Annotated in this window: 20 protein-coding genes; 6 read left to right on the top strand and 14 right to left on the bottom strand. The window is 71.4% G+C overall.

The features are described 5' to 3' along the window. The first annotated feature begins 508 nt into the window (after positions 1 to 508). Genes ACGFNH_RS17150 through ACGFNH_RS17140 form a run of 3 tightly spaced genes read left to right on the top strand, consistent with a single transcriptional unit; the run spans position 509 to position 3,675 of the window. Positions 509 to 1,597: an ABC transporter substrate-binding protein gene (locus tag ACGFNH_RS17150; protein ID WP_393654402.1), complete on the top strand. Its 1,089-nt coding sequence runs from the start codon at positions 509 to 511 to the stop codon at positions 1,595 to 1,597. Further along, entirely contained in the window at positions 1,598 to 2,854 is a 1,257-nt protein-coding gene (locus ACGFNH_RS17145) for a FecCD family ABC transporter permease (RefSeq protein WP_393654400.1), read from the top strand. It begins immediately after the preceding gene. Continuing rightward, on the top strand, positions 2,851 to 3,675 hold the full coding sequence (locus ACGFNH_RS17140; RefSeq protein WP_393654398.1) for an ABC transporter ATP-binding protein: 825 nt from the start codon (positions 2,851 to 2,853) through the stop codon (positions 3,673 to 3,675). The genes ACGFNH_RS17145 and ACGFNH_RS17140 overlap by 4 nt, the downstream gene beginning before the upstream one ends. Here ACGFNH_RS17140 and ACGFNH_RS17135 read toward each other — a convergent pair. The 4 genes from ACGFNH_RS17135 to ACGFNH_RS17120 form a co-directional block, all read right to left on the bottom strand. Then, positions 3,642 to 4,670: an L-tyrosine/L-tryptophan isonitrile synthase family protein gene (locus tag ACGFNH_RS17135; protein ID WP_393654396.1), complete on the bottom strand. Its 1,029-nt coding sequence runs from the start codon at positions 4,668 to 4,670 to the stop codon at positions 3,642 to 3,644. The genes ACGFNH_RS17140 and ACGFNH_RS17135 overlap by 34 nt on opposite strands. 103 nt (positions 4,671 to 4,773) lie before the next feature. Continuing rightward, positions 4,774 to 6,108: a cytochrome P450 gene (locus ACGFNH_RS17130; RefSeq protein WP_393654394.1), complete on the bottom strand. Its 1,335-nt coding sequence runs from the start codon at positions 6,106 to 6,108 to the stop codon at positions 4,774 to 4,776. A gap of 25 nt (positions 6,109 to 6,133) precedes the next feature. Beyond that, positions 6,134 to 7,972, bottom strand: a complete 1,839-nt coding sequence (gene asnB, locus ACGFNH_RS17125; RefSeq protein WP_393654393.1) for an asparagine synthase (glutamine-hydrolyzing) — start codon at positions 7,970 to 7,972, stop codon at positions 6,134 to 6,136. A 58-nt stretch (positions 7,973 to 8,030) separates the two neighbouring features. Beyond that, the gene (locus ACGFNH_RS17120; RefSeq protein WP_393654391.1) at positions 8,031 to 9,398 is read right to left on the bottom strand and encodes an MFS transporter; all 1,368 of its coding nucleotides are present in this window, start codon (positions 9,396 to 9,398) and stop codon (positions 8,031 to 8,033) included. Positions 9,399 to 9,983: 585 nt separating this feature from the next. On the opposite strand from ACGFNH_RS17120, the gene ACGFNH_RS17115 reads away from it, so the two are divergent. The 3 genes from ACGFNH_RS17115 to ACGFNH_RS17105 all read left to right on the top strand — a co-directional run bounded on the left by ACGFNH_RS17115 (position 9,984) and on the right by ACGFNH_RS17105 (position 13,774). Further along, entirely contained in the window at positions 9,984 to 10,853 is an 870-nt protein-coding gene (locus tag ACGFNH_RS17115; RefSeq protein WP_393654389.1) for an arpA protein, read from the top strand. Between the two features lie 80 nt (positions 10,854 to 10,933). Next, positions 10,934 to 11,788 (top strand): class I SAM-dependent methyltransferase, encoded by an 855-nt coding sequence (locus ACGFNH_RS17110; RefSeq protein ID WP_393654388.1) that lies wholly within the window; start codon positions 10,934 to 10,936, stop codon positions 11,786 to 11,788. Positions 11,789 to 11,866: 78 nt separating this feature from the next. Next, on the top strand, positions 11,867 to 13,774 hold the full coding sequence (locus ACGFNH_RS17105) for a choline/carnitine O-acyltransferase (protein WP_393654386.1): 1,908 nt from the start codon (positions 11,867 to 11,869) through the stop codon (positions 13,772 to 13,774). 108 nt (positions 13,775 to 13,882) lie between these two features. On the opposite strand, the gene ACGFNH_RS17100 is transcribed toward ACGFNH_RS17105, so the two are convergent. From ACGFNH_RS17100 to ACGFNH_RS17055, 10 genes are all read right to left on the bottom strand, one after another. Further along, complete coding sequence (locus tag ACGFNH_RS17100; protein WP_393654384.1) at positions 13,883 to 14,014, bottom strand: alpha/beta hydrolase; 132 nt, start codon at positions 14,012 to 14,014, stop codon at positions 13,883 to 13,885. Next, positions 13,986 to 14,780 carry a hypothetical protein gene (locus ACGFNH_RS17095; protein WP_393654382.1) on the bottom strand — a complete coding sequence of 265 codons (795 nt, stop codon included), beginning with the start codon at positions 14,778 to 14,780 and terminating at the stop codon, positions 13,986 to 13,988. Before ACGFNH_RS17095 ends, ACGFNH_RS17100 begins: the two co-directional genes overlap by 29 nt. 259 nt (positions 14,781 to 15,039) lie before the next feature. Continuing rightward, the gene (locus ACGFNH_RS17090) at positions 15,040 to 16,518 is read right to left on the bottom strand and encodes a M1 family metallopeptidase (protein ID WP_393654380.1); all 1,479 of its coding nucleotides are present in this window, start codon (positions 16,516 to 16,518) and stop codon (positions 15,040 to 15,042) included. Positions 16,519 to 16,708: 190 nt separating this feature from the next. After that, a complete protein-coding gene (locus ACGFNH_RS17085; protein WP_393654378.1) occupies positions 16,709 to 17,635 on the bottom strand; it encodes a GNAT family N-acetyltransferase in 927 nt (308 codons plus the stop codon). Between the two features lie 242 nt (positions 17,636 to 17,877). Next, positions 17,878 to 19,329: an amino acid permease gene (locus ACGFNH_RS17080; protein ID WP_393654376.1), complete on the bottom strand. Its 1,452-nt coding sequence runs from the start codon at positions 19,327 to 19,329 to the stop codon at positions 17,878 to 17,880. A gap of 314 nt (positions 19,330 to 19,643) precedes the next feature. Next, positions 19,644 to 20,597 (bottom strand): hypothetical protein, encoded by a 954-nt coding sequence (locus ACGFNH_RS17075; RefSeq protein WP_393654374.1) that lies wholly within the window; start codon positions 20,595 to 20,597, stop codon positions 19,644 to 19,646. Positions 20,598 to 21,174: 577 nt separating this feature from the next. Continuing rightward, positions 21,175 to 21,564 carry an ATP-binding protein gene (locus tag ACGFNH_RS17070; RefSeq protein WP_393654372.1) on the bottom strand — a complete coding sequence of 130 codons (390 nt, stop codon included), beginning with the start codon at positions 21,562 to 21,564 and terminating at the stop codon, positions 21,175 to 21,177. A 140-nt stretch (positions 21,565 to 21,704) separates the two neighbouring features. Beyond that, a complete protein-coding gene (locus ACGFNH_RS17065; RefSeq protein WP_393654370.1) occupies positions 21,705 to 23,435 on the bottom strand; it encodes a hypothetical protein in 1,731 nt (576 codons plus the stop codon). A 597-nt stretch (positions 23,436 to 24,032) separates the two neighbouring features. Then, positions 24,033 to 25,685, bottom strand: coding sequence for a sigma-70 family RNA polymerase sigma factor (locus ACGFNH_RS17060; protein ID WP_393654368.1), 1,653 nt, complete (start codon positions 25,683 to 25,685; stop codon positions 24,033 to 24,035). Positions 25,686 to 26,013: 328 nt separating this feature from the next. Beyond that, positions 26,014 to 26,739, bottom strand: coding sequence for an SRPBCC domain-containing protein (locus ACGFNH_RS17055; protein WP_393654366.1), 726 nt, complete (start codon positions 26,737 to 26,739; stop codon positions 26,014 to 26,016). Between the last annotated feature and the right edge of the window lie 82 nt (positions 26,740 to 26,821).

Here is a 26,821-nt window from a genome sequence, read left to right as displayed (position 1 = left end):
GACCGGTCCTCGAACTCACCGGATTCCCCTGCGACATCAGTACCCCGGGGACCCGGGATCAGCATCCGGGACCCGCCGCATCAGCGCCCGGGACCGCCCCCTCGGCAACGAGACCTGCCCTCGGCGCCGACGACTGCCGCATCCGCGCCGGCCGCACTCCTGCCGGAACGACGTCAGCTCACGCCGGAGTCCGTCTCGGAGCGGTGCGCGTCGCCCGCCTCGCGGGAACGCACGGTGATGCCCTGATGCGTCGGCCCGCCCCCGATCCCGCCCGCCCCCGCTCCGGCCTGTCCCCACCCTGGCCTGCTCCCGCTCCCGCCTGCCCCCGCCCCGGCCGATCCGCGGCGAACCGGGCGCCGAGGTGCGGAGGGAGCGAGGAATTGAGGTACTGACGAACTGAGGGGCGACGTTCCGCATCTCCCGGGAACCGGTGGCGTACGCCGTCCGACTATCTCGACCGGACCGGTACCCCCGGTCCGGTCGGGAAAGCGGACCACGAGGAGAATTCATGCGCTCTCGCGCGGTGTACGGTGTCGCGGCGCTGGTCGCGGCCGTGTCGGTGCTGGCCACCGGATGCGGTGGCGGGGACTGGGAACAGGGCGGGAGCGCGGAGCAGAAGGCGCCGGGCGGAAAGAAGCCCGAGGGATTCCCGGTGACGGTCGCCGACTGCGAGGGGACCCGTACGACGTTCACCCGGCCCCCGGAGAAGATCGTCACGAGCAACGCCGCCGGTCTGGAGATGCTGCTGCGCCTGGGCGCGGGCGACAAGGTGATCGGCACCGGCTTCCCGCCGGGCAGGGGCACGCTGCCCGGTGAACTCGACGCGCGGGCGCGGAAGGTGCCGGTCCTCGGCACGAAGATCATCGCCAAGGAGAAGCTCCTCGGCTCCGGCGCCGACCTCTACGTCGACACCTTCGCCCACATGGGGAACATGGGCGGGATGGGCGATGCCCCGACCGAGGCGGAGTTCAAGGCGGCCGGGATCAAGCACATCTACCTCGCCTCGACCGCCTGCGCCCCCAAGGCCAAGGGGCCCCAGAAGGACCTCTCCGGTGTGAAGGAGGACATCGAGCGGCTGGGCGCCGTCACCGGAACCGCCGACCGCGCGCGCACGCTCGTCGGGGCCATGGACAAGAAGGTCGCTACGGTCCGCAAGGCCGTCGGCGACGTGCCCGCGGGCCAGCTGCCGAGTTACTTCTTCTTCGACTACGACGCCGGGACCAAGCAGCCGATGGCGCTCTGCAACAAGCAGGTCGGCAACGCGGTCATCACCCAGGCGGGCGCCCGGAACGTCTTCGGCACCTGCGACGGCGACTTCAAGCCCGTCTCCTGGGAGGACGTGGTGAGCGAGAACCCCGACTGGATCCAGCTCGCGGTCCGCGACCGGGGGAGCAGGTCCGCCAATGACCGGGCCTTCGCCGAGGCTGAGAAGTTCCTGAAGGGGAACGCCGCCACCCGGGGCATGAAGGCCGTCAGGAACGGCAAGTTCCTGCGCATCGGCTCGGAGCGGACCACCATCGCCGGAGTCGCCAACGCCGACACCGTCCAGGAGATCGCCGCAGCCCTTCACCCCGGCAAGGTGAAGGCGGCCCGGTAGATGCGTGCGTCTTCCCCGTTCCGGAAGAACCGTACGGGCGGGGCCGCCGACGGGCGTCCCGCCCGTACCGGCGGTCCCGAGAGCGACCCCCGGTCGGTGAGCGACGGCCGGCGGGCCGTGCACGCGCCGCCCTGGCCCGGCCCCCGGGCAGCCGACGACCCGCGGAACCGGACCGCCGGCGCCCCGCGTGCGGAGGGCCCCACGGCGCCGGACACCGGAGCCCGGGCCACCGGGGCTCTGCGGGCCGGGGTTCTCGCCGTCGTGCTCGGCGCGGCGCTGCTCGCCGCGCTGACCGCCGCCGTCGCCTGGGGTTCCACCGACATCGCGACCGGCCACGTATGGTCCGTGGTCTTCCGGCGGCTGTCGGGTGAGGCCCCGCGGCCCGGCACGGACGATCTCATCGTGTGGCAACTCCGCGTACCCCGCGCTCTGTTGGCCGCCATCGTCGGCGCCGGGCTCGGCCTGGTCGGTACGGCGACCCAGTCACTCGTCCGCAACCCGCTCGCCGACCCGTATCTGCTGGGCATCTCCAACGGCGCCTCGCTCGGCGCGGTCGCCGCCATCGTGCTCGGCGCGAGCGCGGGCGGCCTGCTCGGCCTGGGGCTGTCGGCCGCCGCCTTCCTCGGTGCATTCGGCGCATTCGTCCTGGTGTGGGGCATGGCGCGGCGCGGGGGGACGTTCTCCCCGCTGCGCCTGGTGCTCGCGGGCGTCGCCATCGGCCAGTTCCTCTCCGGTTTCACCAGCTTCCTGGTGCTCCGGACCGAGGACGAACAGCAGACCCACAGCGTGCTGTTCTGGCTCATGGGCAGTCTGGGCGGGGCGAGTTGGAGCCTGCTGACCCTGCCCGCCCTCGCCGTCCTCGCCGCGGGGCTGGCGCTCCAGGCCCGCGCCCGCGGCCTGAACGCCCTGACCATGGGGGACGAGACCGCGGCCGGCGTCGGCGTGGACGTCACCCGGCTGCGGCGCGAACTCCTCGTCGTCACCAGCCTGTTGACCGGCTGCCTGGTCGCCGTCTCCGGGGCCATCGCCTTCGTCGGCCTGATGGTCCCGCATGTCTGCCGGCTGCTCGTCGGCGGGGACCACCGCAGGCTTCTCCCGGTCTCCGCACTCACCGGTGCCCTGCTGCTGGTCGTGGTCGACATCGTGTGCCGTACGGCCATGGACACCCAGGAACTTCCCGTCGGCGTGGTCACCTCGCTCATCGGCGCACCCACGCTGCTGTATCTGCTGGACCGACGCCTGGAGCGCAACCGGTGAACATCGGCATCGAGAACCTGCGCGTGAGCTACTCCGGCCGCACCGTCGTCGCGGGGGTCCATCTCGTCGCGGCGGAAGGGGAGATCGCCGGGCTCATCGGCCCCAACGGCAGTGGCAAGTCCAGTGTGCTGCGCACCGTCTACCGCCATCTGCGCCCCTGCGCGGGGCGCGTCCTGCTCGCCGGGACCGACATCCGCGAACTCACCCCCGCCGGGGCCGCGCGCCATGTCGCCGCGCTTCCGCAGGAGCGTGGCAGCGACTTCGAGCTGAGCGTGCACGAGGTGGTGGCGATGGGCCGTACCCCGTACAAGCGGGCGTTCGCCGGGGAGAGCGGTACGGACCGCGAGATCGTGGGCCGCTCCCTGGAGCGGGTCGGCATGGCCGGGCAGGCGGACCGGCGGTTCTCCGCGCTCTCCGGCGGAGAACGCCAACGGGTCCTGCTCGCCCGGGCGTTCGCGCAGGAGCCGGATGTCCTCGTGCTGGACGAGCCGACCAACCACCTCGACATCCTGCACCAGGTCGAGCTGCTCGCCCTGCTGCGCGCCGAACGCCGTACGACGCTCATCGCGCTGCACGACCTGAACGCCGCCGCGTCACTGTGCGACCGGCTGCATGTGCTGCGCGACGGCGTCGTGGTCGCCTCCGGCGCGCCGCGCGAGGTCCTGACCCCCGCACTGCTCGCCGATGTCTTCGGCGTACGGGCCGCCGTGACCGAACACCCCCTGACCGGCGACCCGTTGATCGCCATCGACCACCGGGCACCGGCCGGGAACGCCCCGGCCGCTCATCAGGAGGAGCCGGCCGCCTCGGCCTCGAAGTGACTGGGCCGGCCGCCGCGCAGCACGAGGCGGCCGACCATCTCGGCCTTCCTGCGGTGCATCAACTCCCAGCGTCCGTCGGAGTGGTGGAGCACGCAGGAGTGCCAGGGCGTGGTCCATACGTCCCGCGCGTCCAGCAGCCGGATGCCGAACTTGTCCGTCCGCCGGGGCTGCGGATGGATCGACAGGCGGAACGAGCGCGGGCGGTGGTCGGCGATGAGCGCGCCCCAGGCGCGGCTGCGCTGGATGACGCCGTACGCGCGCCTGCGGCACTCACGCTGCAGCGCCGACCGGGTCCCCGTGAACTCCGCGGTGTCCTCGACGAGGAACCGCGTGATCCCCCGGTACAGCCGGAGCATCTGCTCGTCGTTGCGCGTGCGTTCGCGCAGCTCGTCCACCGTCGGCGCGTACGTGTCGTGGACGCGGGCCCGCTTGGAGTCGTACGGCAGGTCGCCGTAGACCGTCCGCAGGTCGAAGATGTCCAGATGCCGCAGCCCCTCGGCGCGGATCATGGCCTGGAGGCCGTCGGAGTAGGCGTCGATGTGCGCGTCGGGCACATGGATCAGATCGCCGAAGAGATGCCCGTCGGAGCAGATGAGGACACGCGCGCCCGGTGCGTACACGGTGGCTATCCGGGAGCAGAGGCGGTCGAGGAAGCGCAGGGACAGGCGTTCGCCCTCGTCGGGGAGATGGCCGAGAACCTTGGCCGGGTTGGGGGACTTGCAGGGGAAGCCGGGCAGGGTGAAGAGGACCGGCTCGCCGGCCGTCACGAACGGGGCGAGCTGGCGGACCTGGTCGGGGAAGGCGTCGAGGAGACCAGCGGATGTGTCCGGTGGCGGATCGGTGTCCACCGTGCGCCGGTGCGGCAGCAGGAGGGCCAGGATCGCCGCGCAGGCCGCCCGCTCGGCCTCGGTCAGGGGCGCGGGATTCCCGGGCCGCGGGGCGAGGGAGGGCGCGGAGATGTCCGGTGCGGTGAGGACGGTCGCGGCGGGTGTCATCGCGAGAGCTCCTGGGTCGAGGGCGGCAGGGCGGTGAGGCGCATGGGGGAACGGCGCGAAGGCCCTGGAGGGGGGACGGACGCGGTGGGGGAAGGGTTGTGCGTCATTCCGCCGGATCACGGCGGGCGTTGGCCTGATGTGCACGGTGCGCGACCGGGCACCGGCCCTGGGGCGCGTCGTGGCGAACGGGCAGCGTGTCGACGCCGCGGGCCAGGACGGCGGGGATCCAGCGCAGGGCGTCGTCGGGGACGGCGAGCCGCAGCCCGGGGAGGCGTCGGACCAACGTCCCCAGGGCGACGTGGAGTTCGGTCCGCGCGAGCACCGCGCCGGGGCAGAAGTGGATGCCGTGGCCGAAGGACAGATGCGGGTTGGGGGAGCGGTCGAAGTCGAGACGGTCGGGGTCGGGGAACCGCCTCGGGTCGCGGTTGGCGGCATCGAGCGAGATGATCACCGAGTCGCCAGCGGGCACCCGGGTGCCGTACAGGTCGGAGTCCTCGGCGAAGAAGCGCCAGGTCGTCAGCTCGAAGGCGCCGTCGAAGCGCAGCAGTTCCTCCACGGCCCGCGGCCAGATCTCCGGTTCCTCGCGCAGCCGTTGCAGCTCTTCGGGGTGGCGCAGCAGAGCGATGAGGGCCGTGGTGATCTGGTTGGTGACCGGCTCCTGGCCCGCGACCAGAAGCTGGAAGATCATCGAGTCCAGTTCCTCGGCGGTGAGTTCGCCGCTGTCCCGGGCGTCGACGAGCCGGCACAGCAACCCGTCGCCGGAGTTGGCCCGTTGATGCGCCACCACATCAGCGATGTAGTCCTGCAGAGCCCGCAGCCGGGCCTCGTAGGCGGGGCGGCCGGGATCGTCGGGCCCGACGGGCTGGACGACCTTGCCCCAGTCGCGGTCGAACCGGGCGGCCAACTCCGGTGCGAGGCCGATGACATGGGCGAGCACGCGGAAGGGGAACCGGGCGGCGAAGGCGGCGACGAGATCCAGGCCGCCGCCGGGCGGCACCTCGCCCGGAAGCTGCATTCCCTCCGGGAGCGGCACTTCGTCCAGAAGGGCGTCGGCCATCTCCTGGAACACCGGGCGCATGCCCTCCACACGCCGCGGGGCGAAGGCGTCGAGCACGAGCCGTCGCATCGCGGTGTGCCGCGGGGGGTCCTGGTGCAGCAGATGCACCTGGAGCTGGGAGTGCTGGGGTTCGGGCATGATCGAGGCGCGGGCCCGCCAGGCCGCGTTGCCGCGCGAGTGGTGCTTGCCCAGGCGTTCGTCATTCAGGGCCCGGTGTGCTGCGTCGTAGCCGGTCACCAGCCAGGCGCAGACCCCGCTGGGGAAGCGGACCCGGTGGACGGGGCCGGCCTCGCGCAGTTCGGCATAGAGGGGATACGGGTCGCGCTTGTAGTCGGCGCCGTGGAGGGGGAAGGGCTCGGGGAGGGGCTGCGGCTCGGGCATCGGGGAGTGGCTCCTGGTGCGGGGGTCAGAGGGCGAGTTCGGGCCGGTGGATGTCGAGCCACAGGGCGAGGTCGACGACGCGTTCCAGACGTAGCCGCGTCCCCCACTCCAGTTGCTCCGGCAGCATGTCGAGGCAGGGCTTGATCGCGGTCTCGTCGACCAGATCGCGTACGCGTCCGCCGTGCGCGCCGAGCGCGTCACGGGCCATGTCCTGCAGACCGCGGTTGTAGCCGGGGTCGTGGGTGGACGGGTAGTGGTTCTTGGGCCGGTGGAGTACCGAGTGCGGCGCGAGTCCGGTGCCCACGTCCCGCAGCAGGCTCTTCTCGCGCCCGTCGTGACTCTGCAACTCCCAGGGAATGGAGAAGGCGTACTCGACGAGGCGATGGTCGCAGTAGGGCACCCGCACCTCCAGGCCCTGCGCCATGCTGAGCCGGTCCTTGCGGTGCAGCAGCTGGCGCAGCCAGCGCGTCAGGGAAAGATGCTGCATCTCGCGCTGCCGGTGCCGTACGGCCGGTTCGCCGTCGAGGTGCGGTACGGCCGCCAGCGCGTCGCGGTAGGTGTCCCGCTGGAACTCGCCGATGCGCAAGGTGGCGGCCAGATCGGGGTGGAGGGGCATGGCCGCTTCGTCGTTGGTGACCAGCAGCCACGGGAAGGTCGCGGCGGTGAGGGACTTCGGGCTGTGGAACCAGGGGTAGCCGCCGAAGAGTTCGTCCGCCGCCTCCCCGGAGAGCGCCACGGTCGAATGCCGGGCGATCTCCCCGAAGAGCAGATAGAGCGAGGTGTCCATGTCGCCGACGCCGATGGGGGAGTCGCGTGCGGCGACGACGGCTCTGCGGTGCTCCGGATCGAGGAGGTCCCGCGGATCCAGGACCACCGTGGCGTGCTCGGTGCCGATGAACGCCCCGGCCTCCGTCGCGTACGGGGTGTCGTGGCTTGTGCGCAGCACGTCCCCGGTGAACTGCTCGGCCTGGTCGCTGTAGTCGACGGCGTACGAGCGGATCCGCGCCGACGGCCCGTCCTGCACGCGGAGTTCATCGGCCAGGACCGCGGTGAGGACCGTGGAGTCGAGGCCGCCGGAGAGCAGCGTGCAGCGGGGCACGTCCGCCTCCAACTGGGAGCGGACCGCCCGGTCGAGGCGCTGCCGCACCTCCTCCACGGTCTCCTCGAGACCGTCGGTGTGCGGACGCGCCTCCAGCTCCCAGTAGCGGTGCTCGGTCGGGCCGCCGCGGTCGAAGGCGACGGTGCCGCCGGGCTGAACCTCCCGCACCCCGGCCCACACGGTCGGTCCTGTGGTGAAGAGCAGGCTGTACGCCTCGCGCAGACCGTCCGCGTCCACCCGCGGGCGCACGGACGGGTGCGCGAAGAGCGCCTTGGGCTCCGAGCCGAAGACGATCCCGCCAGGGATCGCGGCGAAGTGCAGCGGCTTCACACCGAGCCGGTCGCGTACGAGCAGGAGCCGCTGCTCGCGCTCGTCCCAGATGGCGAAGGCGTACATGCCCTCAAGATGTTCGGTGAGCTTCTCGCCCCACTCCTGGTACGCCCGCAGCACCACCTCGGTGTCGCTGCGGGTGCGGAAGTCGTGGCCCGTACGCCGGAGTTCGGCCCGCAGTTCGTGGTGGTTGTAGATCTCGCCGCTGTAGGTGAGAACGGTCTCGCCGCCCTCCGGCCCCGCGGTCATCGGCTGGACGCCGCCGTCGGGGTCGATCACGGCGAGCCGCCGGTGACCGATCGCCGCGTGCGTCCCGCGCCAGATGCCGGAGGCGTCGGGGCCGCGCCGGGCGAGGGTGGCGGTCATGTGCTCGATGACCTCGGGGTGATGGCGGGGGACATCGCGGAACGAGACCCAGCCCGTGATGCCGCACATGGCGGCTCCTTCCTGTCGTCGGCGTCGTACGAGGGCGCTGGAGCCCGCTGACGCCAGGTCAGTGCTGCTGCTCCGCAACGGGGTCGGGGACCTGGCCGGGCCGGTAGGCCAGCAGGGGCACGGCCGAGCAGGCGGCGACGGCCGCGACCACCAGGGCCACCCGCGCGCCGCTCTCCGTGGAACCGGAAAGGCCCCAGGCGGCCGTCGCCAGGGCGGGTCCGAGGGTGAAGCCCAGACTCCGGGCGAGCTGCACGGTGGACCCGGCCGTGGCCAGGTGCTCCGGGCGTACGGCCTTCATGACGAGGAACTGGGAGGGCCCTCCGTAGAGCCCCATGCCCATCCCGGCCAGGGCGAGTCGCCACACCAGATGCGCCGGCGACCAGTCGGATCCGGCGGCCAGCAGGACGAAGCCGGAGGCGACCACGGCGCTGCCGGTGACCGCGACCGGCCGCGGACCGAAACGGTCGGCGAGACGTCCGCCCACCGGACCGGCCAGGGCCATGCCCAGCGGGAAGGCGAGCAGGGTGGCGCCGGTGGCCGAGGCGCTCAGGCCGTTGTCCCGCTGCAGATGAAGAGCCGTCACATAGTGCAGCGCGGCGAACGCCGCCCCCACCGCGAGAACCGCCCCGTGGACCGGTGCCGTCCGCGCGTCCCGCAGGACGGCGACGACGGGGCGCCCACCGGGACCGCGGGCCCACACCACGGCCGGCACGGCGGCGAGCAGAGCCGCCATCGCCCACAGCGGTGAGCCGGGCGCCAGGGTCAGGGCGAGCAGCACCACGGCGACGGCGGACGCCACCAGCGCGGTGTCGGCCGCCTCACGCCGGCCGGGCGCCCGTACCGCCCCCTCGCGGGGGAGCGCCGCGCGGGCGACCAGCCAGGCGGCCAGGCACAGGGGCAGCTTGACCAGCAGGACGGCCCGCCAGCCCCACTGGTCGGTCAGCAGCCCGCCCAGTGCGGGGCCGCTGACCGCGCCGAGCGGGCCGAGGGTCGCCGGCACGCTCATCGCGCGGCCGCGCACCTCGGGGCGTACGGCCCGCGTCGCGAGTACCGGCATGAGCACGAACAGCGCCGCGCCGAACGCCCCTTGGGCCAGGCGCGCCGCGATCAGCCAGGCCATTCCCGGTGCCAGAGCGGCCGCGGCGCTGCACAGGGCGAATCCGGCGAGGGCGGTCAGCAGGACGGGCCGTATCGCCGTCCGGTCCAGCCAGCGTCCCGCGGGCAGCAGCAGGGCGACCACCGGCAGTTGGTAGCCGAGTACGGCCCACTGGGCTGCCCGGGCCGGCACCCCGAGGTCCGCGCCGATGTCCGCGAGCGCCACATTGACGATGCTCATGTCGAGCATCGCGACGAAGGAGAGCAGCCCGGCGACCGCGACCAGGCTCCACCGGTCCTGAGCGTCGCCGCTCCCCGTACTCCGTGGCATGACTGCTCTTCCTTCCTCGGTCCGGATGCGCCGATGGCAGGCGCGTCCGTACAGAGGTCGGGTGAATCCGTACGGGAGTTCCCGTCGGACCGGGAGAATCCGGGGGCGGCGCCGAGCGTGAGCGGCTGCGGACAGGGCAGCCCGGCGACCGTCGCCGAGTGCTCCCGCCGGTGGCTCGGGGTAGTGGCAGCGTAGCTGAGAGCGCGCAGACGTTCGAGCCCCCTGCGCTCAAGTCCTCGCACTCCAGGGCGACTTGACGCAGGGGCGGGTTCCTGGACGCCGTACGGACGACAGAAGCGGCGCCCGGGCCGCCGGTACGCGCGCATCCCCCCGGCCCGCCTCAGTGTTGCGTGTCACAGCGCGCTTCGTCCCGGCGAGTGAGGGGCAGTGAATGTGCTAAACCCCCTTGGGGGAGGGCGAGAAGGGGCGGGATACCGCGGATGAGGTCGGTCCGCGGGGGGCCATGTTCGTGACAGCGCGCCGGGCGCGCTGCCGGTCCTGCGCGCGTGCCGGTGGCTTGCGAACGCCGGCACGGCCGGATGCCCCGGGCCCGGGACGGTGAGCTGGGACGTGGAGAGGATCTTCGTGAGCACATCGGAAGCGCAGCTCGTGGCACGGGTGGTCGACACCGGTCGCTATCCCTTGCCGGACCCGGAGGGTCCGGAGTGGAAGGAGGTCGTCACCCGCACCCGGAAGGAACTGGAGGCCGACGGGTGCAGCGTCCTGCCCGACTTCCTCAGGCCGTCCCTGTGCGAAACGCTGCGCCGGGAATGCGCGACGATCGCCCCCGAGGCGCACTACGACGTCGAGACGGTCAACGCGTACAACATCGCCGTCGACGCGTCACTGCCCGAGGACCACCCGGGCCGGATCCCCATCCAGCGGGGCAACGCGTTCGTGGCGCGCGACCTCATCCCCGAGCACTTCCTCGTCCACCGGCTCTACCTCAGCGAGCTGTTCCAGCACTTCGTCGCGAGCTGCTTCGAACTGCCGCGCCTCCACCCCCTCGGGGACCCGCTGTCCGGGCTCGTGCTGAACGTCGTCAACCCCGGCATGGAGCACCCCTGGCACTTCGACACCAACGAGTTCACCGTGAGCCTGCTGACCCAGGAGGCGGACGCGGGCGGCGTCTTCGAGTACTGCCCGAACATCCGGTCCGCGCAGGCGGAGAACTTCGGCGACGTCCGGGACGTGGTGCAGGGCCGCGGCGAGCGCCTCGTCCGCAGCCTCGCCCTGCGCCCGGGCGATCTGCAACTGTTCAAGGGCCGCTACTCGCTGCACCGCGTCAGTCCGGTCGAGGGAGAGACCGCACGCCATTCGGCGATCTTCGCCTACAGCGAGCGCCCCGGGGTCGTCGGCAGCGTGGCCCGCACGCGGCAGCTCTTCGGGCGCGTCCTGCCCCAGCATCTCGCCGCCGAGGGACGCGCCGTACGGGTCGACCAGCTACTCGACTAGCAGTATCGGTCCGCCGAGAGGACCGGATCCGTCTGCGGGCTCAATCCCCGAACCACGCCATCCACCGAGGAGTACGCCGAGTGCGTTTCGACACGACTGGCAAGGTTTCACTGGATCACATCTACACGCAGCCCGACCCCCGCGCCTACTTCACGACCCTGCGCCGGCTCGACTACGTCATCCCCCAGCTCGCCAAGCCCTACTTCGCCAAGCTGATCCGCGAGTACCGCGCGTCGCAGCACGCTCCGGCCCCGACCGTCCTCGACATCGGCTGCTCGTACGGCATCAACGCGGCCCTGCTGAAGTGCGACGCGACCATGGACGAGCTGTACGAGCGCTACGGCGACGACGATGCCCACGGCCTGACACGCGATCAGCTCCTGGACCGCGACCGCGGCTTCGTCCGGTCCCGCAGCCGCCCGACCGGGCTGCGCGTCGCAGGCCTGGACACCTCCCAGGAGGCCCTGTCGTACGCGCGCTCCGCCGGACTGCTCGACCAGGCGGTCCACGCGGACCTGGAGCACAACGAGCCGACGGAGGAACAGCGGACCCTTTTCGCACAGACCGATCTCGTCTTCTCCACGGGCTGCCTCGGCTACGTCACCGAGAAGACCATCGGGCGCATCGTCCGGGCGGCGGGCGAACGCAAGCCGTGGATGGCCCATTTCGTATTGAGAATGTTCCCCTTCGAGCCGATCGCGGACACCCTGGCCGCGTCGGGCTACGAGACGGCCGACGTCGCGGGAGTATTCAAGCAGCGGCGGTTCGCCTCCGCCGAGGAGCAGTCACTCGTCCTCGACACGCTGTCCTCGCTCGGGGTGGATCCGCACGGCCTGGAGACCGACGGCTGGCTCTACGCCCGGCTCTTCGTCTCCCGGCCGCGGGGCGCCACGGGTCACCGGGGGGCGGAAGCCGCCGCACGGCAGGACCCCTGAGCACGACCCGGCACCACCGGGAGCACGAGACCCGTCCACAAGAGCGACCGCAGCACCACGAGAGCGACCTCCAGCACCATGAGAACCACCCCCAGCACCACGAGAACGACCCCACAACCGCCCGGATCGAGGCCCGAATTGAACAGTAGTCAGGAACCGTCCGCGACCTCCACCTTCGGCAACGAGGGCCGCCTGCCGCGCGTCCCCCTGCCCACGCTGGAGGAGACCTGCGAGAGGTTCATCGCCTGGTGCTCACCGCTGCTGACGGAGGAGGAGCTGGCGGCGACCGAGGCGGAAGTCACCGCGTTCCTGCGGCCGGACGGGCCCGGCCGCACGCTCCACGCGGCGCTGGAGCAGTACGACGCCACCGAGGGCGTGGAGAGCTGGCTCGACGACTTCTGGCCCTCCCGCTACCTGGGCCGACGCGACCGTATCGCCCTCAACGCCAATTTCTTCTTCCTCTTCCAGGACGACGGCGGGCGCCAGGTGGACCGGGCGGCGGGACTCATCGCCGGAGCCCTGAACTACAAGGCCGAACTCGACGCGGAGACCATCCTGCCCCTCGTCGTGCGGGGCGTGCCGCAGTCGATGGAGCAGAACAAGTTCCTCTTCTCCGCCACGCGGATCCCCGGTGACCCCCAGGACACCGTCCGTACCCCGTACTCCGAGGAGTGGCCCGGCCCTTCGCAGGCGCGCCACATCGTGGTCTTCCACCGCGGCAACGTGTTCCGGATGGAGGTGCTGGGCGACGACGGCCGTCCCTACACCCTGGACGACCTCGCGTCCGGACTGTGTGCGGTGAAGAAGGCCGGTGCGCAGGCGGCAGCGCCGGGCACCTCCGTCGGTCCCCTGACCACCAAGGCCCGCGCCGAGTGGGCCGCCGACCGGGAGACCCTGCTGGCCGGCCACCCCGGCAACGCGGCCGCGCTCGACGATGTCGAGACCGCACTGTTCTGCGTGGCCCTGGAGGACTTCGCACCGAAGGACACTCTCGCGGCGTGCGACGACCTGCTGCACGGCGACAGCGCCAACCGCTGGTTCGACAAGGCCCTGTCCTTCATCGTCTTCGAGGACGGCACGGCCGGTATCAACGTGGAGCACTGCGGCCTGGACGGGACCACGATCCTCAGCTTCGTCGACGCTCTGCTCGGCACACCGGCCGAGGAGCAGTCCCGCAAGTCGGGCGCCCGGCCGCAGGGCCTGCCCCCCATCGAGCCCATCGACTTCGTCACCAGCGCCGAGCTGAAGGGCAAGGTGATCGCCGCCGCCGACGCGTTCGCCGAGTACGCGGCCGCCACCGCCACCACGACCGTGTCGTTCGAGGACTTCGGCACCGCGCGCGCCAAGCAGCTCCGCATCTCGCCGGACGCCTTCGTGCAGATGGCGTACCAACTCGCCCACCAGCGCGCCAAGGGCCACCTGGGAGCCACCTACGAGGCCATCGCCACCCGGCAGTACCGGAACGGACGCACGGAGGCCATGCGCGTCGTCACCCCCGAGGTGCAGCGGTTCGTGGCCGCGATGGAGGACCCGCGGGCCGATACCGGGACGCGTCTCGGGGCTCTCCGGGCAGCGGCCGACCGCCACGTCCGGCGCGCGAAGGAGTGCCAGACCGGCCAGGCGCCCGAGCAGCACCTGTGGGAGCTGCAGCTCATCCAGAAGCGGCGCGGGGCGGAGCTGGGGGTGACCGAGCACCTCGCCCTGTACGACACCCCGGGCTGGCTGAAGATGCGGGACGACTACCTGAGCACCAGCTCGGCGCCGTCCGTCAACATCCAGTACTTCGGCTTCGGTTCCACCAGCAGCCGGTGCATCGGCATCGCCTACGTCCTGCTGCCCGACCGCTTCAACCTCTACCTGAGCACCCCGCGCCCGGTGGCCGGGGAGATGCACCTCTTCGCGGACAAGCTGCGGGAGGCGGTGACGGAACTGCGGGAGCTGCTCGCCACCGAGACACACGGGGCAGCGGAGAACGCCCGGGGCTGACACGCCCCGCGCAGATGTGAGGGACGGCCGGAGGGCCTTCCGGCCGGGTGGCGCCAAGGCGACCACCGGAGCGCGGAAGGCCCTCCTTCGTACGGGGACGGCGGCGGGTCAGGACTTGCAGACCAGGCCGTCGGAAGGAACCTTGTCGCCGAGCAGGTAGCCGTCGACCGTCTTGGTCACGCACTTGCCGTGGCCGTAGGCGCCGTGGCCCTCACCCTGGTTGGCGATGTTGATGCCCACGCCCTTGCCGAGGTTCCGGGCCATCCGCTCGGCGCCCGCGTACGGGGTGGCGGTCCATGTCCCGTGCGGTGCTCTTGGTGTCCGCATGCGGCAGGATGGCCCCGGAGTTCCTGCGGCACGCGTCGGCCGTCTTCCGCAGGTGCGCGCTGAACTGCTCGACCTCGGCGGGAGTCTCCGGGCTGGTGTCGACATCTCCGCCCGCATCGGTGGCCCTGTCGTCCAGGCAGCGCACCCCTTCGCTCTCACCGATGCTGCGCGGGTCGAAGCTGACCAGGTCGTAGCGGCCGTGCAGCTTCATGTAGCTGTCCTTGGCCATGGTGGGCAGCATCGCAACACCGGACGCGCCGGGACCGCCGAAGTTGTAGACCAGGGAGCCCAGTCGGCGCCCCGAGTCCTTGGCCTTGGCCCGGACGAGAGCGATGTCGATCGTCTTCCCGTCCTGCTTCGCCCAGTCGAGAGGCGCCTTCATGTCGGCACACTCCCAACGGGTGCCGTCCGGAAGGGGCTTCGGCTCGGCGCCCGTGCCCTGGAGGGGGGTGGGCGCCGGGCAGGCCTTCCAGCTCAGCTTCTGCTCCGTGAACGTCGCGGACGCCGTGACGGCCTCTTCTTTGCCGCCCTTCTTGCCTCCTTCGGACGCGTCGTCGCCGGCGGGGTCCTCACAGGCGGTCAGACCCGTCGTGAGGACGAGGGCGGCAGCCGCGACGGCGCCGACGCGCGCGGCCCGCCGTGAGAACGGGCGGGGGTGTGGGGGGCGTTGTGCAGTCACTGAAGTCTCCGTCATCGGCAATGGTCATGTGCGGTTTGCGCGCGCAGGTCGTCGCCGTGGGGGTCGGCTGCGCACGCCGGACCGCGCTCGGTCCACCGGAGGGCAGGACTGCGGGGCCGTCGCCGCGAGTTGACCGGTAAAGAGCAAGTGAGTAGTAACTGAGTACTCAATCGGGACGCCGACGAGGTGCGGCCCGGCGCCCGGAGACGGCCTCGGCGCCCCCTGAGGACCTTCCGCGCGTTGCGGAAACAGCCGCGTGTCAGCCCCGCGAAGGCTTCGTCTCATCGAAGAGCCAGATGTCGAAGATTTCGGAGAGGTCCTTCCCCGCAGTCTCCTCGCACAAGGCGATGAGCTGCCGTGTCTCGGCGTTCCCGTGCCGGTACTGCCTGGTCCATGCCCGGAGAATGCGGAAGAACGTCGTGTCGCCGACGGCCTCGCGCACCTTGTGCACCACCATGGCGCCGCGCCCGTAGACGGGGGAGTCGGATACGCGATCGGCGCTGGGCGGGTCGGCCGGGGCGAAGTCCCAGATGCCGCCGCTCTCGTCATGGGTGCCGTCGTAGAAGGATTCGAAGGTCTCCCGGGCCGTCTTCCCGCCGTGCTCCTCTTCCCACAACCACTCCGCGTACGTGGCGAAGCCCTCGCTCAGCCACATGTCCTTCCACTTGCGGGGGGTGACGGAGTTGCCGAACCACTGGTGTGCCAGCTCGTGCACCAGCAGCTTTTCATCGGGCGCCTCGTAGAAGTACGGCTTGGGCTGGGTCTCCAGGGCGTACTGGAGCCCGGGGAGGTGGTCCACCACGGCGCCTGTGGAGGAGAAGGGATACGGCCCGAAACGCCTGCTCGCCCAGGCGGTGATCTCCGGCACGAGGTCCTTCACCTTCTGTGCCTCCTCGGCCTCGTCCGGATCGATGGCGATGTGGACAGGCAGACCTTCGTCGGTGCGGTCGCGGGTGATCTCGAAGTATCCGACGGAGACGTTCGCGAGGTAGCTCGCCATGGGCTCATTGATGCGCCAGTGGCTGGTGACGCGGTCGCCCCGCTCCTCCACCTCCATCAACTCCCCGCCGGCGACGACGTCGTACGGGTCCCCGTCCTCGTCCTTGGGCACGGTGAACGCGATGTCGTACGTGGCCTTGTCCGAGGGATGGTGGTTGCCGGGGAACCACGCCATGGAACCGGTCGGCTGGCCCAGGGCGGTCGAGCCGTCGTCGGTCTCGACCCAGCCTTCCACGTCCCCTCCGGCATCCTCGATCTCTCTGGGCGTGCCGTCGTACGTGACGGAGGCCTTGAAGCTCTCGCCCTTCCCGACCGCCTTCGTGGGCGTCAGTGTCAGCTCGTCCTTCACGCGGACGACGTCGGCGCTCGCGCCATCGACCTTGGCCGCCCGCACGTGAAGTCCGGTGAAGTCCAGGTTGAAGCGGCTGAGATCCTGAGTGGCACGCGCGGTGATGGTCGCCGTGCCCTTGAGGTGGTTGGTCTCCGGGACGTAGTGCAGCCGCAGACCGTAGTGCGCCACGTCGTAGCCGCCGTTGCCGAGGTGGGGGAAGAGGGAGTCACCCACGCCGTTCCTGCCCGGTTTCCCTGACGGAGTCCCGCTGCCGTGGTGCGGCGCGACGGCGTTGCTGGCGGTGCCGAGGGCCATCAGAAGGGCCACGACCGGAGTCCAGCGTGCCCAGGGCGCCGCGGTAGCCGGCGCCTGCCGAGGCAGCCGGTCGTTCCGTGCCAGTGCGCTCATCCCGGTCTCCCTCCCTCGCGTCGCGTGACGCGACAGGTGAGATTCCGGATGCACTCTCGTGGTTGCCCAAAGGGCCACCAAAGTCTTCCTCGCGCCTCGAACGGTCCCGGGACCGGACCCAGTCCCCGACAGCGCGAGATCCCGCCCGATCTCTCCACGGGCATCGGACGGGATCGGCCGACCGGACGGTCTAGCCGAGTTCGAGACTGGTGACGCCGTACGTACGCTCCGCCCGGTACGGCGGAACCGGGCCGGTGTACATGCGCACCGTCCGGAACCGGGGCGTCAGGCCGCGCGCCGTCGCCAGCTCCTGGGCGGCCTTCTGTGTCTCCGGCACGTCGATGGAGACCTCGTCCTGCGGTCCGAGACCGGCGGTGAGCGCGTCGAAGAGCGCCTCGGCCGCCTCCGTGCCGTCGGCGAAGAGCGGGCCGATGCGCTGCCCGCTGCGCGCCGGCCGGATCACGCCGTAACCGGCGATCTCCCCGTCACGCACGTAGGCCAGCGCCGTGCGGCCCGGTGCGGTGAGCCAGCGGGTGAGGAAGGCCCTGCGGTCGGCGGGGAAGCATCCGCGGTCGTAGGCGGCGACGGCGTCCAGACGGGACGCGGTGACGGGCACGACCTCGGGCGCCGCGTCCCCGGACGGCGCCGGGCGCAGCGGGCGGCCCCCGTAGCGGGCGGTCTCGTAGGCCGGGGTGAACCCCGAGCGCTCGTACGTGGCCTGCTGTGCGGGCACCGCGTCCAGCCCGATGGTGCGGTTCCCGGCGTGCTCGACGGCTGCGCGCCAGGTGGCCAGGCCCAGCCCCTGGCCGCGGAGTTCGGGACGGACCAGGTAGTAGCCGAGGAACGCGTACCGGTCGGAGTAGGTGACGACCGAGATCGCCGAGACCGGTCGGCCGTCGAGGCGGCCGATGAAGAATCCGTCGGGGTCGGTGGGGTGGAAGCAGTCCACGTCCCCGCCGCCGGGGTTCCAGCCCTCGTCGGCGGCCCACTCCGCGATGTGGTGCCAGTCCTCCGACGAGGCGGTGCCGACGGCGAGTTCACCGCTGGGCGCGGTGGCGCTGCCTGCGGGGTCCTGCACGGCGGAGTTCGTGAGCGGGGCATCACCGAGGGGGTTCATACGTACGGTCGTCCTTTCCCTGAGGGGTCACGGGGCGCAGCCGGTGCGGCCGGCTGCGCCCCCGGTCGGTCATGGTGTGCGGTTCGACGGTCCCGGCTGTGTGATCGTGAGAGCCGTTCGTGGCTGCGTATTGGTCGGTCGTGGCTGGGTGTTGGTCGGTCCTGGCCGCGCGACGACGGTCGTGGCTGCGTGATGGCCGGTCATGGTCGTGCGGTGACCGGTCATGGTCGTGCGGTCACCGGTCAGATCAGGTCCATGGCGGCGACCTCGTCCGGGCGCCCGTAGCTCACCGGCCCCTGGAAGCGCCGGCGTGCGGTGGCGAACCACCACACTGTCGCGATCAGCAACACCGCTCCGAGCGCGATCGGCGCGTAGTTGAACGAGGTGGCGGTGACGGGGGACGCCTGGGGCAGCATGAACAGCACGTTGCTGATGACGATCCAGGTGACGGCGATTCCCGCGACGAGCTTGCCGTAGCGGCCGAGGTTCCAGGGGCCGGGCTGGAAGTCGTCCAGCCTCAGGCGCAGGAGGATGGGCACGCCGTAGGCGAGGAAGAGCCCGACGACATTGACGCTCACGACCGCGGTGAACGCGGTGTGCGACCACCAGCCGGGAAGCACCAGCAGCAGCGGGCAGGCCGCGGCGAGCCACACCGCGTTGACGGGCGTACGCGTGCGGTGGGACACCGAATGCCACCAGCGGGATCCGGGCATGGCCCCGTCGCGGGAGAAGGCGAAGATCTGGCGGGTGTTGCTGGTCATGTTCGCCAGCCCGCAGAACAGCATGGCGCCGATGACGATCAGCAGCAGCAGTTTCGCCGTTCCGGTGCCGAGCGCGTCGATGAGAATCTGCACCGGTGGTGCGGATGCGCCCGCCGCCTTCTCGTAGTCACGGATCGCATAGACGAGGGCGAGCATCAGGACCAGACCGGCGAGGGCCGAGTAACCGATCGCCCGCATGATGCCTTTGGGGGCGTTGATGGTCGCACGCACCGTTTCCTCGGACATATGGAAGCTTCCGTCGAATCCTGTGAAGGTCCAGCTCGTGACCAGCAGGCCCAGCATGGCCGCGTAGAAGCTGTTGGTGAAACCGGTGGTGTTGACGAAATGGGTGGCGAACGAGGCCGGCTGATGATGTGTGGGAATCGCCACCAGGCTCGTGACGATGATCACCAGGCCGATCAGCAGCCACCACACCGAAATCCGGTTGAGGACGGCGACCAGGTGCACCGTGTAGGTGTTGGCGAGCGCCTGGAGCAGCAGGATGGCGGCCGTGATGAGGACCGTCCGCTGACCCGTCGCCTCGTACGAGGGCCACTGCAGCGAGATGAACGCCTGGATGAAGGTGGCCGCCGCGTAGCCCGTGGCCGCCGTACCGCCCACCTGTCCGACGAAGTTCAGCCACCCCGTGTACCAGGACCAGGCTCCGCGGTGACGCTTGGCGAGTTTGCCCGCGGAGAAGTAGAGGGCTCCGCTCGTGGGATAGGCGGACGCGATTTCCGCCATCGAGGCGCCGACGAACATCACCATGACCGAGACAAAGATCCATCCGAAGACGAGAATGCCGGGGCCGCCGGCGCCCATTCCGAATCCGAAGGAGGAGAAGATCCCGGAGATGATGTTGATGATCGTGAAAGAAATGGCGAAATTGTCGAACGCACGGAATCGGCGGGTGAGTTTCCGTGGATAACCCATCGCATGAAGCGTCGCGTCGTCGTCGAGGGTGATGGGCGACGCATGACGTCCTGATGAAGGGCGCCTTTCGGACGTGCGCTCCGGCACAACCGTGACCTTTCTGTGGGGGTGAGGGGGAAGAGTTCCTTCAGGGGCTGGGAAGTTGGGGAACAGGGGCCGGCAAATCGGGGAACGCGCACCGTGATCGGGCCCGCCGGGCCGCTGCGGCGCACACCGGCGCGGGCCCTTGCGGACGCCCGGTGCTGCGGTGCCCGACCTGCCGCGGAGATCCGCCGGCGAGGGGGACGTCCGTCGCCGCGTCAGCCGCGGCCGCGTCAGCCACCGGGGATCGGAAGTCCGCACATGCGCCTGGCCCGGGTCAGTTGGTGTTCCGGCTCGCCGAACACGCTCCAGGGCATGCGCGAGGCGTACGGGCCCATGGCCGTGAAGGCTTCCCGCGCCTCGAATTCGCACTTCGCCATGAAGAGCGCATGCGCCAGATAGGCCAGGTCGAGCACGGGGGTGAACCGGTAACCGTCCACGGAGGGAAGCCAGTTGCGCGAGATGCCCAGGGCCGTGGACCGCCACTGGGGCTGCTCCCAGGTGCGGTCCGCCAGCAGCGCCGACGGGTCGTAGTCCTCGACGAGGGCCACCAGCGGCAGGAGGCGTAGTGGCGAGGAGGCGGGGGCCCGCTGGCTGAGGAACGTGGCGACGTCCCAACGTGCGCTCGTCGAGCCGCCGTTGCGGGTGAAGAAGTACGCCAGGAACCGGTGGTGGGCCTCCCGGTGCCAGGGGGCGCGCCGGAGGATGTGCGAGAACAGGCGCCACGGTCCGGGCGGTGAGGTCAGCAGTCCTTCGGGTGCGGGGTCGCGGTAGTCCAGGACCCGCGCCAGGGCCAGGAGGACCAGCCAGGGGGTGGGGTCGTCCGGCATCTGCTCGGCGGCCCGTTCGCACGCCACCTGCGCCATGCGCACCAGCGTTCCTTCGCGCGGGTCGCCGGCCTCCGTCATCCGTAAGGCCCGGAGCATCGTCACGCGAGCCCACAACAGGGCTGCCTCGGGGCCCGGTTCCTCGGCGAGCCAGCGCTCCGCGAGATCGGAGTCGGCCGCCTCGGACGCCAGCACCAGTGAGCGGTGGGCCCGTACCTCGAAATCCCCGCGGCTGTCCTTGAGGATCTCGTGCGCGCTGAGATAGCGCCCGGCCCGCACATCCATACAGGCGCGGGCGAGCAGGCGATCGTCGGCGGCCGGATGCCACACGTACTGTCCCTCGAACGTGCCAGCAGTCACGATGCCCTCCCGTACCTCGGGCACGACCACCCTCGGATTCCCGTACGCCGAATGCCGCCGCATCTCCTCCGGAGATCACACCGCGGCGGGGCATACCCTACTCACCATGAAGTCGCCTCGACATGGGTAAGCGTGAATATCTGGTTCCACATTCATGGAGTTCGCGCTTATTGCGGGAAGCGCGCCACCGGTCTGCGGGGACGCGATGCGGTAACGGTGGCGTATGCAGTGGTTGAAGATTCTTGCTTTTCACGGCCGTTGGGCGGCGGACGGATTGCCCTCGCGGCGAACACCGGGAACCGCTCCCCGATTTCCCGATTCGTGTGCGAGTGGGGCGAACGGCCGAGCCGGACGCGCGTAGGCGTACGGCTGGAACCCATCGAACGGGCACACCGCACGGACCCGTGCAGGGCCGGACGGACAGCAGAACGCCACCGCCCCGGGTGGCTGGGCGGTGGCGTTCGACGGTGCGCGGACGGAGGGGGGCGCCCGCGGGTGTGGGAGTGGTGAGGAAGCGGGGTGCGTGAGGGAAACGGGGTGGGTGAGGGAACGGGGTGCGTACGGAAGCCAGTGGCCGTCAGGTCGTCCTGGGCAGGCGCGCCCAGTGGGTCACGCCCCCGTCACGGTGGATCGCGAAGCCGCGCGCCGCGGCGACGGCATCCACGATGCCCATGCCGCGCCCGTGCTCGTCGGGCGCGCAACTCGCCGTCCAGGGACCCTCGGTGGCCGCGGGCCCGCCATCGGTGACCCCCACCCACACCCGGCTGCCCGCGTCGCGATGAAGGTGCAGGACGACGGTCGGATGGGCGTGCTCGACGGCGTTGGTCACCAACTCGGACACCACCAGCACCACTGTCTCGGCCGCGTCCCCGCCCACCCGCCAGACGTCCAGCGCCGAGCGGGTGAGGCGGCGCGCGGCACCCACGGACCGCGGCTCGTGGGCCAGCGCCCAGGTCCTGTCGGCCACGGGGGTTCCCGGGCCGCCGGGTATCGGGGAGGCGGGTGCGCGGTGCTTCCCGGGCCCCGGGAGTTCCCGGGCTTCCCGGAGCGGGAGGCTGTCGACGGTGCTGGCGTACATGGCGATCACATCCGGGGTACCGCGGTGCTTCAACAAGAGGGGGGAACGGAGCTCTGCACATCCGGTAAGGGGATCCGCGCCCGCGTCCCCCACCCTGCGTCCTGCGAGCGCTCCGGGCTTGAGTCATCGGCACTCAAACCTGACGCGGAGTCCGGGCGCGGCAGCGGAGTGTCGTCACTCCGGCCGCGCCGGGTGTACCGGTGACGGCCGGCCGTGGGTACCGCGGCCGACGGCGGCCCGGCGAGATCGCGCGGCCCGTCGCCGGGGCCCGCGTCCGGTCCGGGCACCGTGGCGGAAGGGCCGGGCTTCGTGGACCCGTTGGGCGCCGCGGTGTTCGCGTGAGGCGAGGCGGCGTTCACGTCGGGCCGCACCGCGCGCCCGTCGCGCGGTACGGCGTAGGAGGCGGGCCGTACGGCATACCCGTCGGGCGTCATCTCGTTCCCGTCCGGCCCTTCGGCCTCCCCGTCCGGCCCTTCGGCCTCCCCGTCCGGCCTCATCGCGTACGGGACGGGCCGCAGCGCGTATCCGCCGGGCGTCGCCGCGTACGCACCGGGCGCCTCGGCGTCCGGCCCGCTCGCCGGTGTGCCCGGTGGATCGGGCACCGACGAGGTGTCGCCGGGTAAGAGCTGGTGCGGCCTGTCCTGGTGTCCGCAGGAGGACAGGGCGGCCATCCCGACGGCGATTCCGGCCAGGAAACCCACGACCGCGACGGTGGCGGGGGAGCGGCGCGCGCCCTCCTCGCTCCCGGGTGCCGGGTGGCGGGCGTTCCGCCGCGGCGTCCTGTGCGATGCCGGGCGGGAGGCCGCGGGGGCGACCGGTGCGACCGGCTCCTCCTGCCCCCGGCGCGCGGACACCGCTGCGGCCATGACCCGTCGCGCGGGGCGGGTGCGTGCCGGCGCCTGTTGCGCCGCCCGGTCCAACAGCCGGGCCAGGAACGGCGGATCGCTCAGCGGTACCTGGATGGCCGCCTTCGCCCGCAGATAGAACTCGCCCGGCCACCAGCCCAGCAGCCGTACGGGCAACTGCATGTCGAGCTGGGCGTCGAGCCGCGCCAGGTCGCTGAGGGCACCGTGGCAGCCGCGGCAGGCACGGGGATGGTGCGCACCGCCGCGACCGGTACCGGGGCCCGAGCCGCCCTCCAGCGCCAACCGCCGTACGGAGTCCGCGCAGTGGCGGGGTCCCATGCGTTCCAGATACAGATGCATACGGGCTTCCCGCAGCGCACCGCGTGCCTCCTCGCTCCCGGCCTGCACGGCGCCCGGGGCGAGCCCGGTGACGCGGGCGGTCAGCGAGGCGTCGTCCCGGTCCACCAGCGCGTGCCACAGCAGGCACTGGGTGGTCGGCGCGAGGCGCTGGTAGGCGAGGCCCAGTTGGCCGTCCTCGCCCCACGGCCACACGCTCCCCGCCGCGACCCAGGCCCGGAAGTCCGGGGACAGCGCCTCCTCCTCGCGCTGCGAGTGCGTGATCGCCGTTGTGCGGACGGCGTCCAGCAACTGGCGCCGCAGGCAGCCCGGGTGGCGGCCGTCGGCGAAGGACTCCCCGGAGACGATGCGTTGCAGGATCTGGGCGAAGACGAAGGACGTCACCTCGTGCGCCTGCACGGGGCCCGCCATGCACTGGGACGCGTACGCCTGCACGGCCGCGTAGTGGCGGCGGTAGAGGTAGCGGAACAGCTCGACCCGGCCTTTCCGCACCGCGCTGGTGAGTGCGGCGTCGGACAGGGGCCGGTGTTGGGGCCGTGGGCCCGGCGACAGGTGCATCGAGGGACCCTCCCCTCAGGCCTTGCGAGGGCCCGGGGGACAGGTGTGATCGCGCCAACGGCGTATGGAGGGGCGGCGGTGGGGATCGGTGGCCGCCTCGGGGCCACGGGCGAGGGCGGGGCGGGGCGCCGTGGCGTACTGCCCGTAGGCGGGGCTCGGCCGTTCGGCGCGGAGGGGTGCGAGGGAATGGCGGCGGGATGCGGCGCGGCCGCACGCGAGGGCGGTGGAAAGGCCTGACGCGCAACCGTCCCATGGAAATTCGAACTCCTCATCGGAAATGCGCTGGAGGAGGTGGTGCGCGCGGACACTTCGGGTCATCGGTCCCCCGGGTGTGTTTCGTGAACTACGGACGGACACAAGGGAGGACCGTTATCCGTGAAAACCATCCCGCGACTTTGCCAATGCTTTACCCGGGAGTGGGGGGCTGGGCGGAGAGTGAAGGTGTCCGCGGGACGAAGCCCCGTACGCAAAACCCCCGCGGGCGCCGTAAAGGGGCGCGCCCGCGGGGGCGTTGCGGAGGTCCGTCCGAAGGCCCGACCGGAGGCCGGCCGGCGGCCTGCGGCGGCAGGTCCGGCGAGCCCGGCCGATCGGCGGCCGTCAGCCGAACGGGATCCAGACAAGGGAACTGTCACCGACGCCGAGCTTGTTGGCCCCCGGGCCGATGGCGCTCCAGACCTCGACCTTGATCTTCCCCTGCGCCATGTCGCCGAGCGACCCGGAAGAGGACTTCAGACCGCGGATGTCGGTGTAGTGCTCGTACCCGGGAGCGTCGTCGGTCTCGAAGTAGCGATACGTCTCGACGCGGTCCCACGTGCCGTTCCCGGTCAGGTCGTAGGAGATGCGCATCTGCGGTCCGTTGGCGATGAACTCGCCCGCGTCGACGAACAGATCGAACTGGGTGGAGCCCCCGTCGTACGAGCCGCTGACGCCGTTGGCGATGAAGGTGAGCTGCTTGTGCGGCGTCCCGTCGTAGTTGGCGCCCTCGGGTGAGGACAGGGGCATCGAACCCGTCGGGGACTGCGGGCCGCCGAGGTTCTGATCGGAGCGCAGATGGAGCGGTGTCAGACCGTTCGGGCCCGGATCCGGCTTCCCCGGTTTCCCGGGTGCCTCACCCGAAGGGCGGGCGTTCGGCTCGGACTTGCCGGGCGAAGCGTCCGCGGAGGGGGTGGCGGTGAGCGTCACCGGCGTCTGCGGTTCGAAGATCGTCATGGTCGGCTCATGCTGCACCACCGAGGGCGAGGACTCCCCCTCGTCCTGGCGGCCGTCCAGCGGCACCACCAGAACGCCGAGCCCGACCGCCGCGACGATCGAACCCGCGACCGCTCCCGAGGCCAGCGGAGCCCCCTTCGCCCAGGTCCACAGCCCGGTGCCCCCGTCGGGGGGAAGGCTGCCGTGGAGGACGCCGGGTGCGAGTGCCCCTCCGGCGCCCGCGCCCGCTTCGGCCAGCCGGGCCGCGATGTAGGCGGAGCCGCCCCACAGCAGGACACCGGCGGGCAGGGCAGAGCCCAACCGCTCGTTGAGATAGGCGAGTTCGATCAGTGCACCGCGGCAGCGCTCGCACGACGCGAGGTGCCGCTCCAGGTCCTTGTTCGTGCGACGGCCGACGCGCCGCACCGCGGCACCGAGCAGTGAACTGTAGTGACGGCACTCGTCGGTGTCCGAGCCGCTCTCGACGTGCGCCATCAGATAGGCCTCGCGCAGCCCTTCCCGCGCGCGTGCGGCGAGCGAGGTGACGCCGCTCGAACTGACGCCGAGCAGCACCCCGACCTTCGCCGTCGACTCCTCCTCGACCGCGGTGTGCCAGAGGACGGCCTGCCAGCGCTCGGGCAACGAGCGGAACGCGCGCAGCACGAGACTGCTGTCCTCGAGCCGGAGTATGCGTTCCTCGCTGCTCTCCTCCTCCGCGATCTTGGACCCGCGCCCGAGCCACTGCTCGAAGTCGGGGGAGAGTTCGGTGCGCCGTTCCGTCCCCGCCCAGTCGGCGGCGGTACGGCGGACGACGGTGAGCAGGTAGGGACGCCAGGCCGCCTCGGGGCCGCCGCCGGACCGAACGGCCTGGAGGGTACGGGTGAAGGCTTCGGACACCAGGTCCTCGGCGGTGTGGGGATCGCGGCAGCAGGCCAGTGCGTAGGAGAGAACGGCGGGCTTGTGCCGCCGGTAGAGCTCGTCCACCGGTTCGGTCGACTGAGAAGTCCTTATCTGCGCCGTCAGCTCGGCGTCGGACGGGGACATCTCCTGTTCTTTGGGCATGGTTTACCCAGGCCTTCCATTGTGCACATGAGGGAACTCGGCATTCTGGTCGATGTTCGAATCACGATGGAAGGGGTTTGACCTGCTGCGTGCGGCGCCTTAGTGAATTGGTGTTCGATAAAGCCGGACGGGTGGGTCGATCAGGCGGCCGGACGATGTGCGTATTTCCGTATGTCCGGCCGGAATTGCGCGCCCGGCGGGCCGCGGACGGGTCCCGGGCGAGGACGCGGCGGCGCCCGGCCGGTGCCGGGTGCCGCCGCCGTTCAGGGGGAGGGCCGAGGGGGTGTAGGGGGGAGGCAGGGGGGGAGGCTCGGCAGAGGGGAAGGGCTCAGGAGAACAGCCCGTTCAGCCAGTTCTGCCAGGCCGCTTCGGCCTGCTTCGGCTCGGCGCCCGCGCCGAACCGGTGCGCCGCGAACCCTACCGGCGCGCCGAAGGCGTCCCGGCCGAAGAAGCGGTACAGCGCGTCGTCGCTGCGTAGCCCGATGAAGTAGGGGTTGCGGTAGTCCACGACAGCGTCGAAGGGCGCGGTCCCCGGCAACTCGACCCGTACGCGCGTGCCCTCCGCAGCGTCGTCCGCCAGACCGAGCGCGCGGCCCACGGCCTCGAACGATCCCTTCCGGCTGGAGGCCTCCGGTCCGTCGGCCGAGGAGTACACCGCCGTGCGGCCGGTGAAGTGCTCCAGGTACTGCCGGAGGGTGTGCAGATAGAAGTCGGTGTGCTTGTCGGCGCCGTCGTACTGGTTGTCCCAATCGTCGACGAAGATGCCGCTGTGCACATAGCGCACCCAGGACCCGCCGCCCATGCGCGGCTGGATGATGTGGTCGAGCCGGTTCAGCGTCTGGTCCGGGTCGTCCGGGTTCTGCACGAGCCCGGTGAGCCGGTGCGGCGGGTCCCAGGCGGCGACCGTGCCGCCGAACGGAGCGGCGCCGCCTTCCCGCGGCTCGTACTCCATCGGCCACAGCCAGCCGGCGGTGCCGGTGGTGATCGCTTCCCAGACCTCCTCCGGGCTCGCGTCGACCTCGAACTCCCTGACGATCTCGAACTCCTTGGACATGGTGGCTCCTTGTAGGCGTAGGCGTAGGCGTATGGGGGTGTGTATGCGGGGCCGTCCCCGGACGCGGCCGCGTGTGCGGCGG

The organism is Streptomyces sp. NPDC048639, from assembly GCF_043199075.1.
GTDB lineage: Bacteria > Actinomycetota > Actinomycetes > Streptomycetales > Streptomycetaceae > Streptomyces.
Note: the sequence above shows the minus strand (reverse complement) of the source record. Positions and strands in the feature narration are given on the sequence as shown.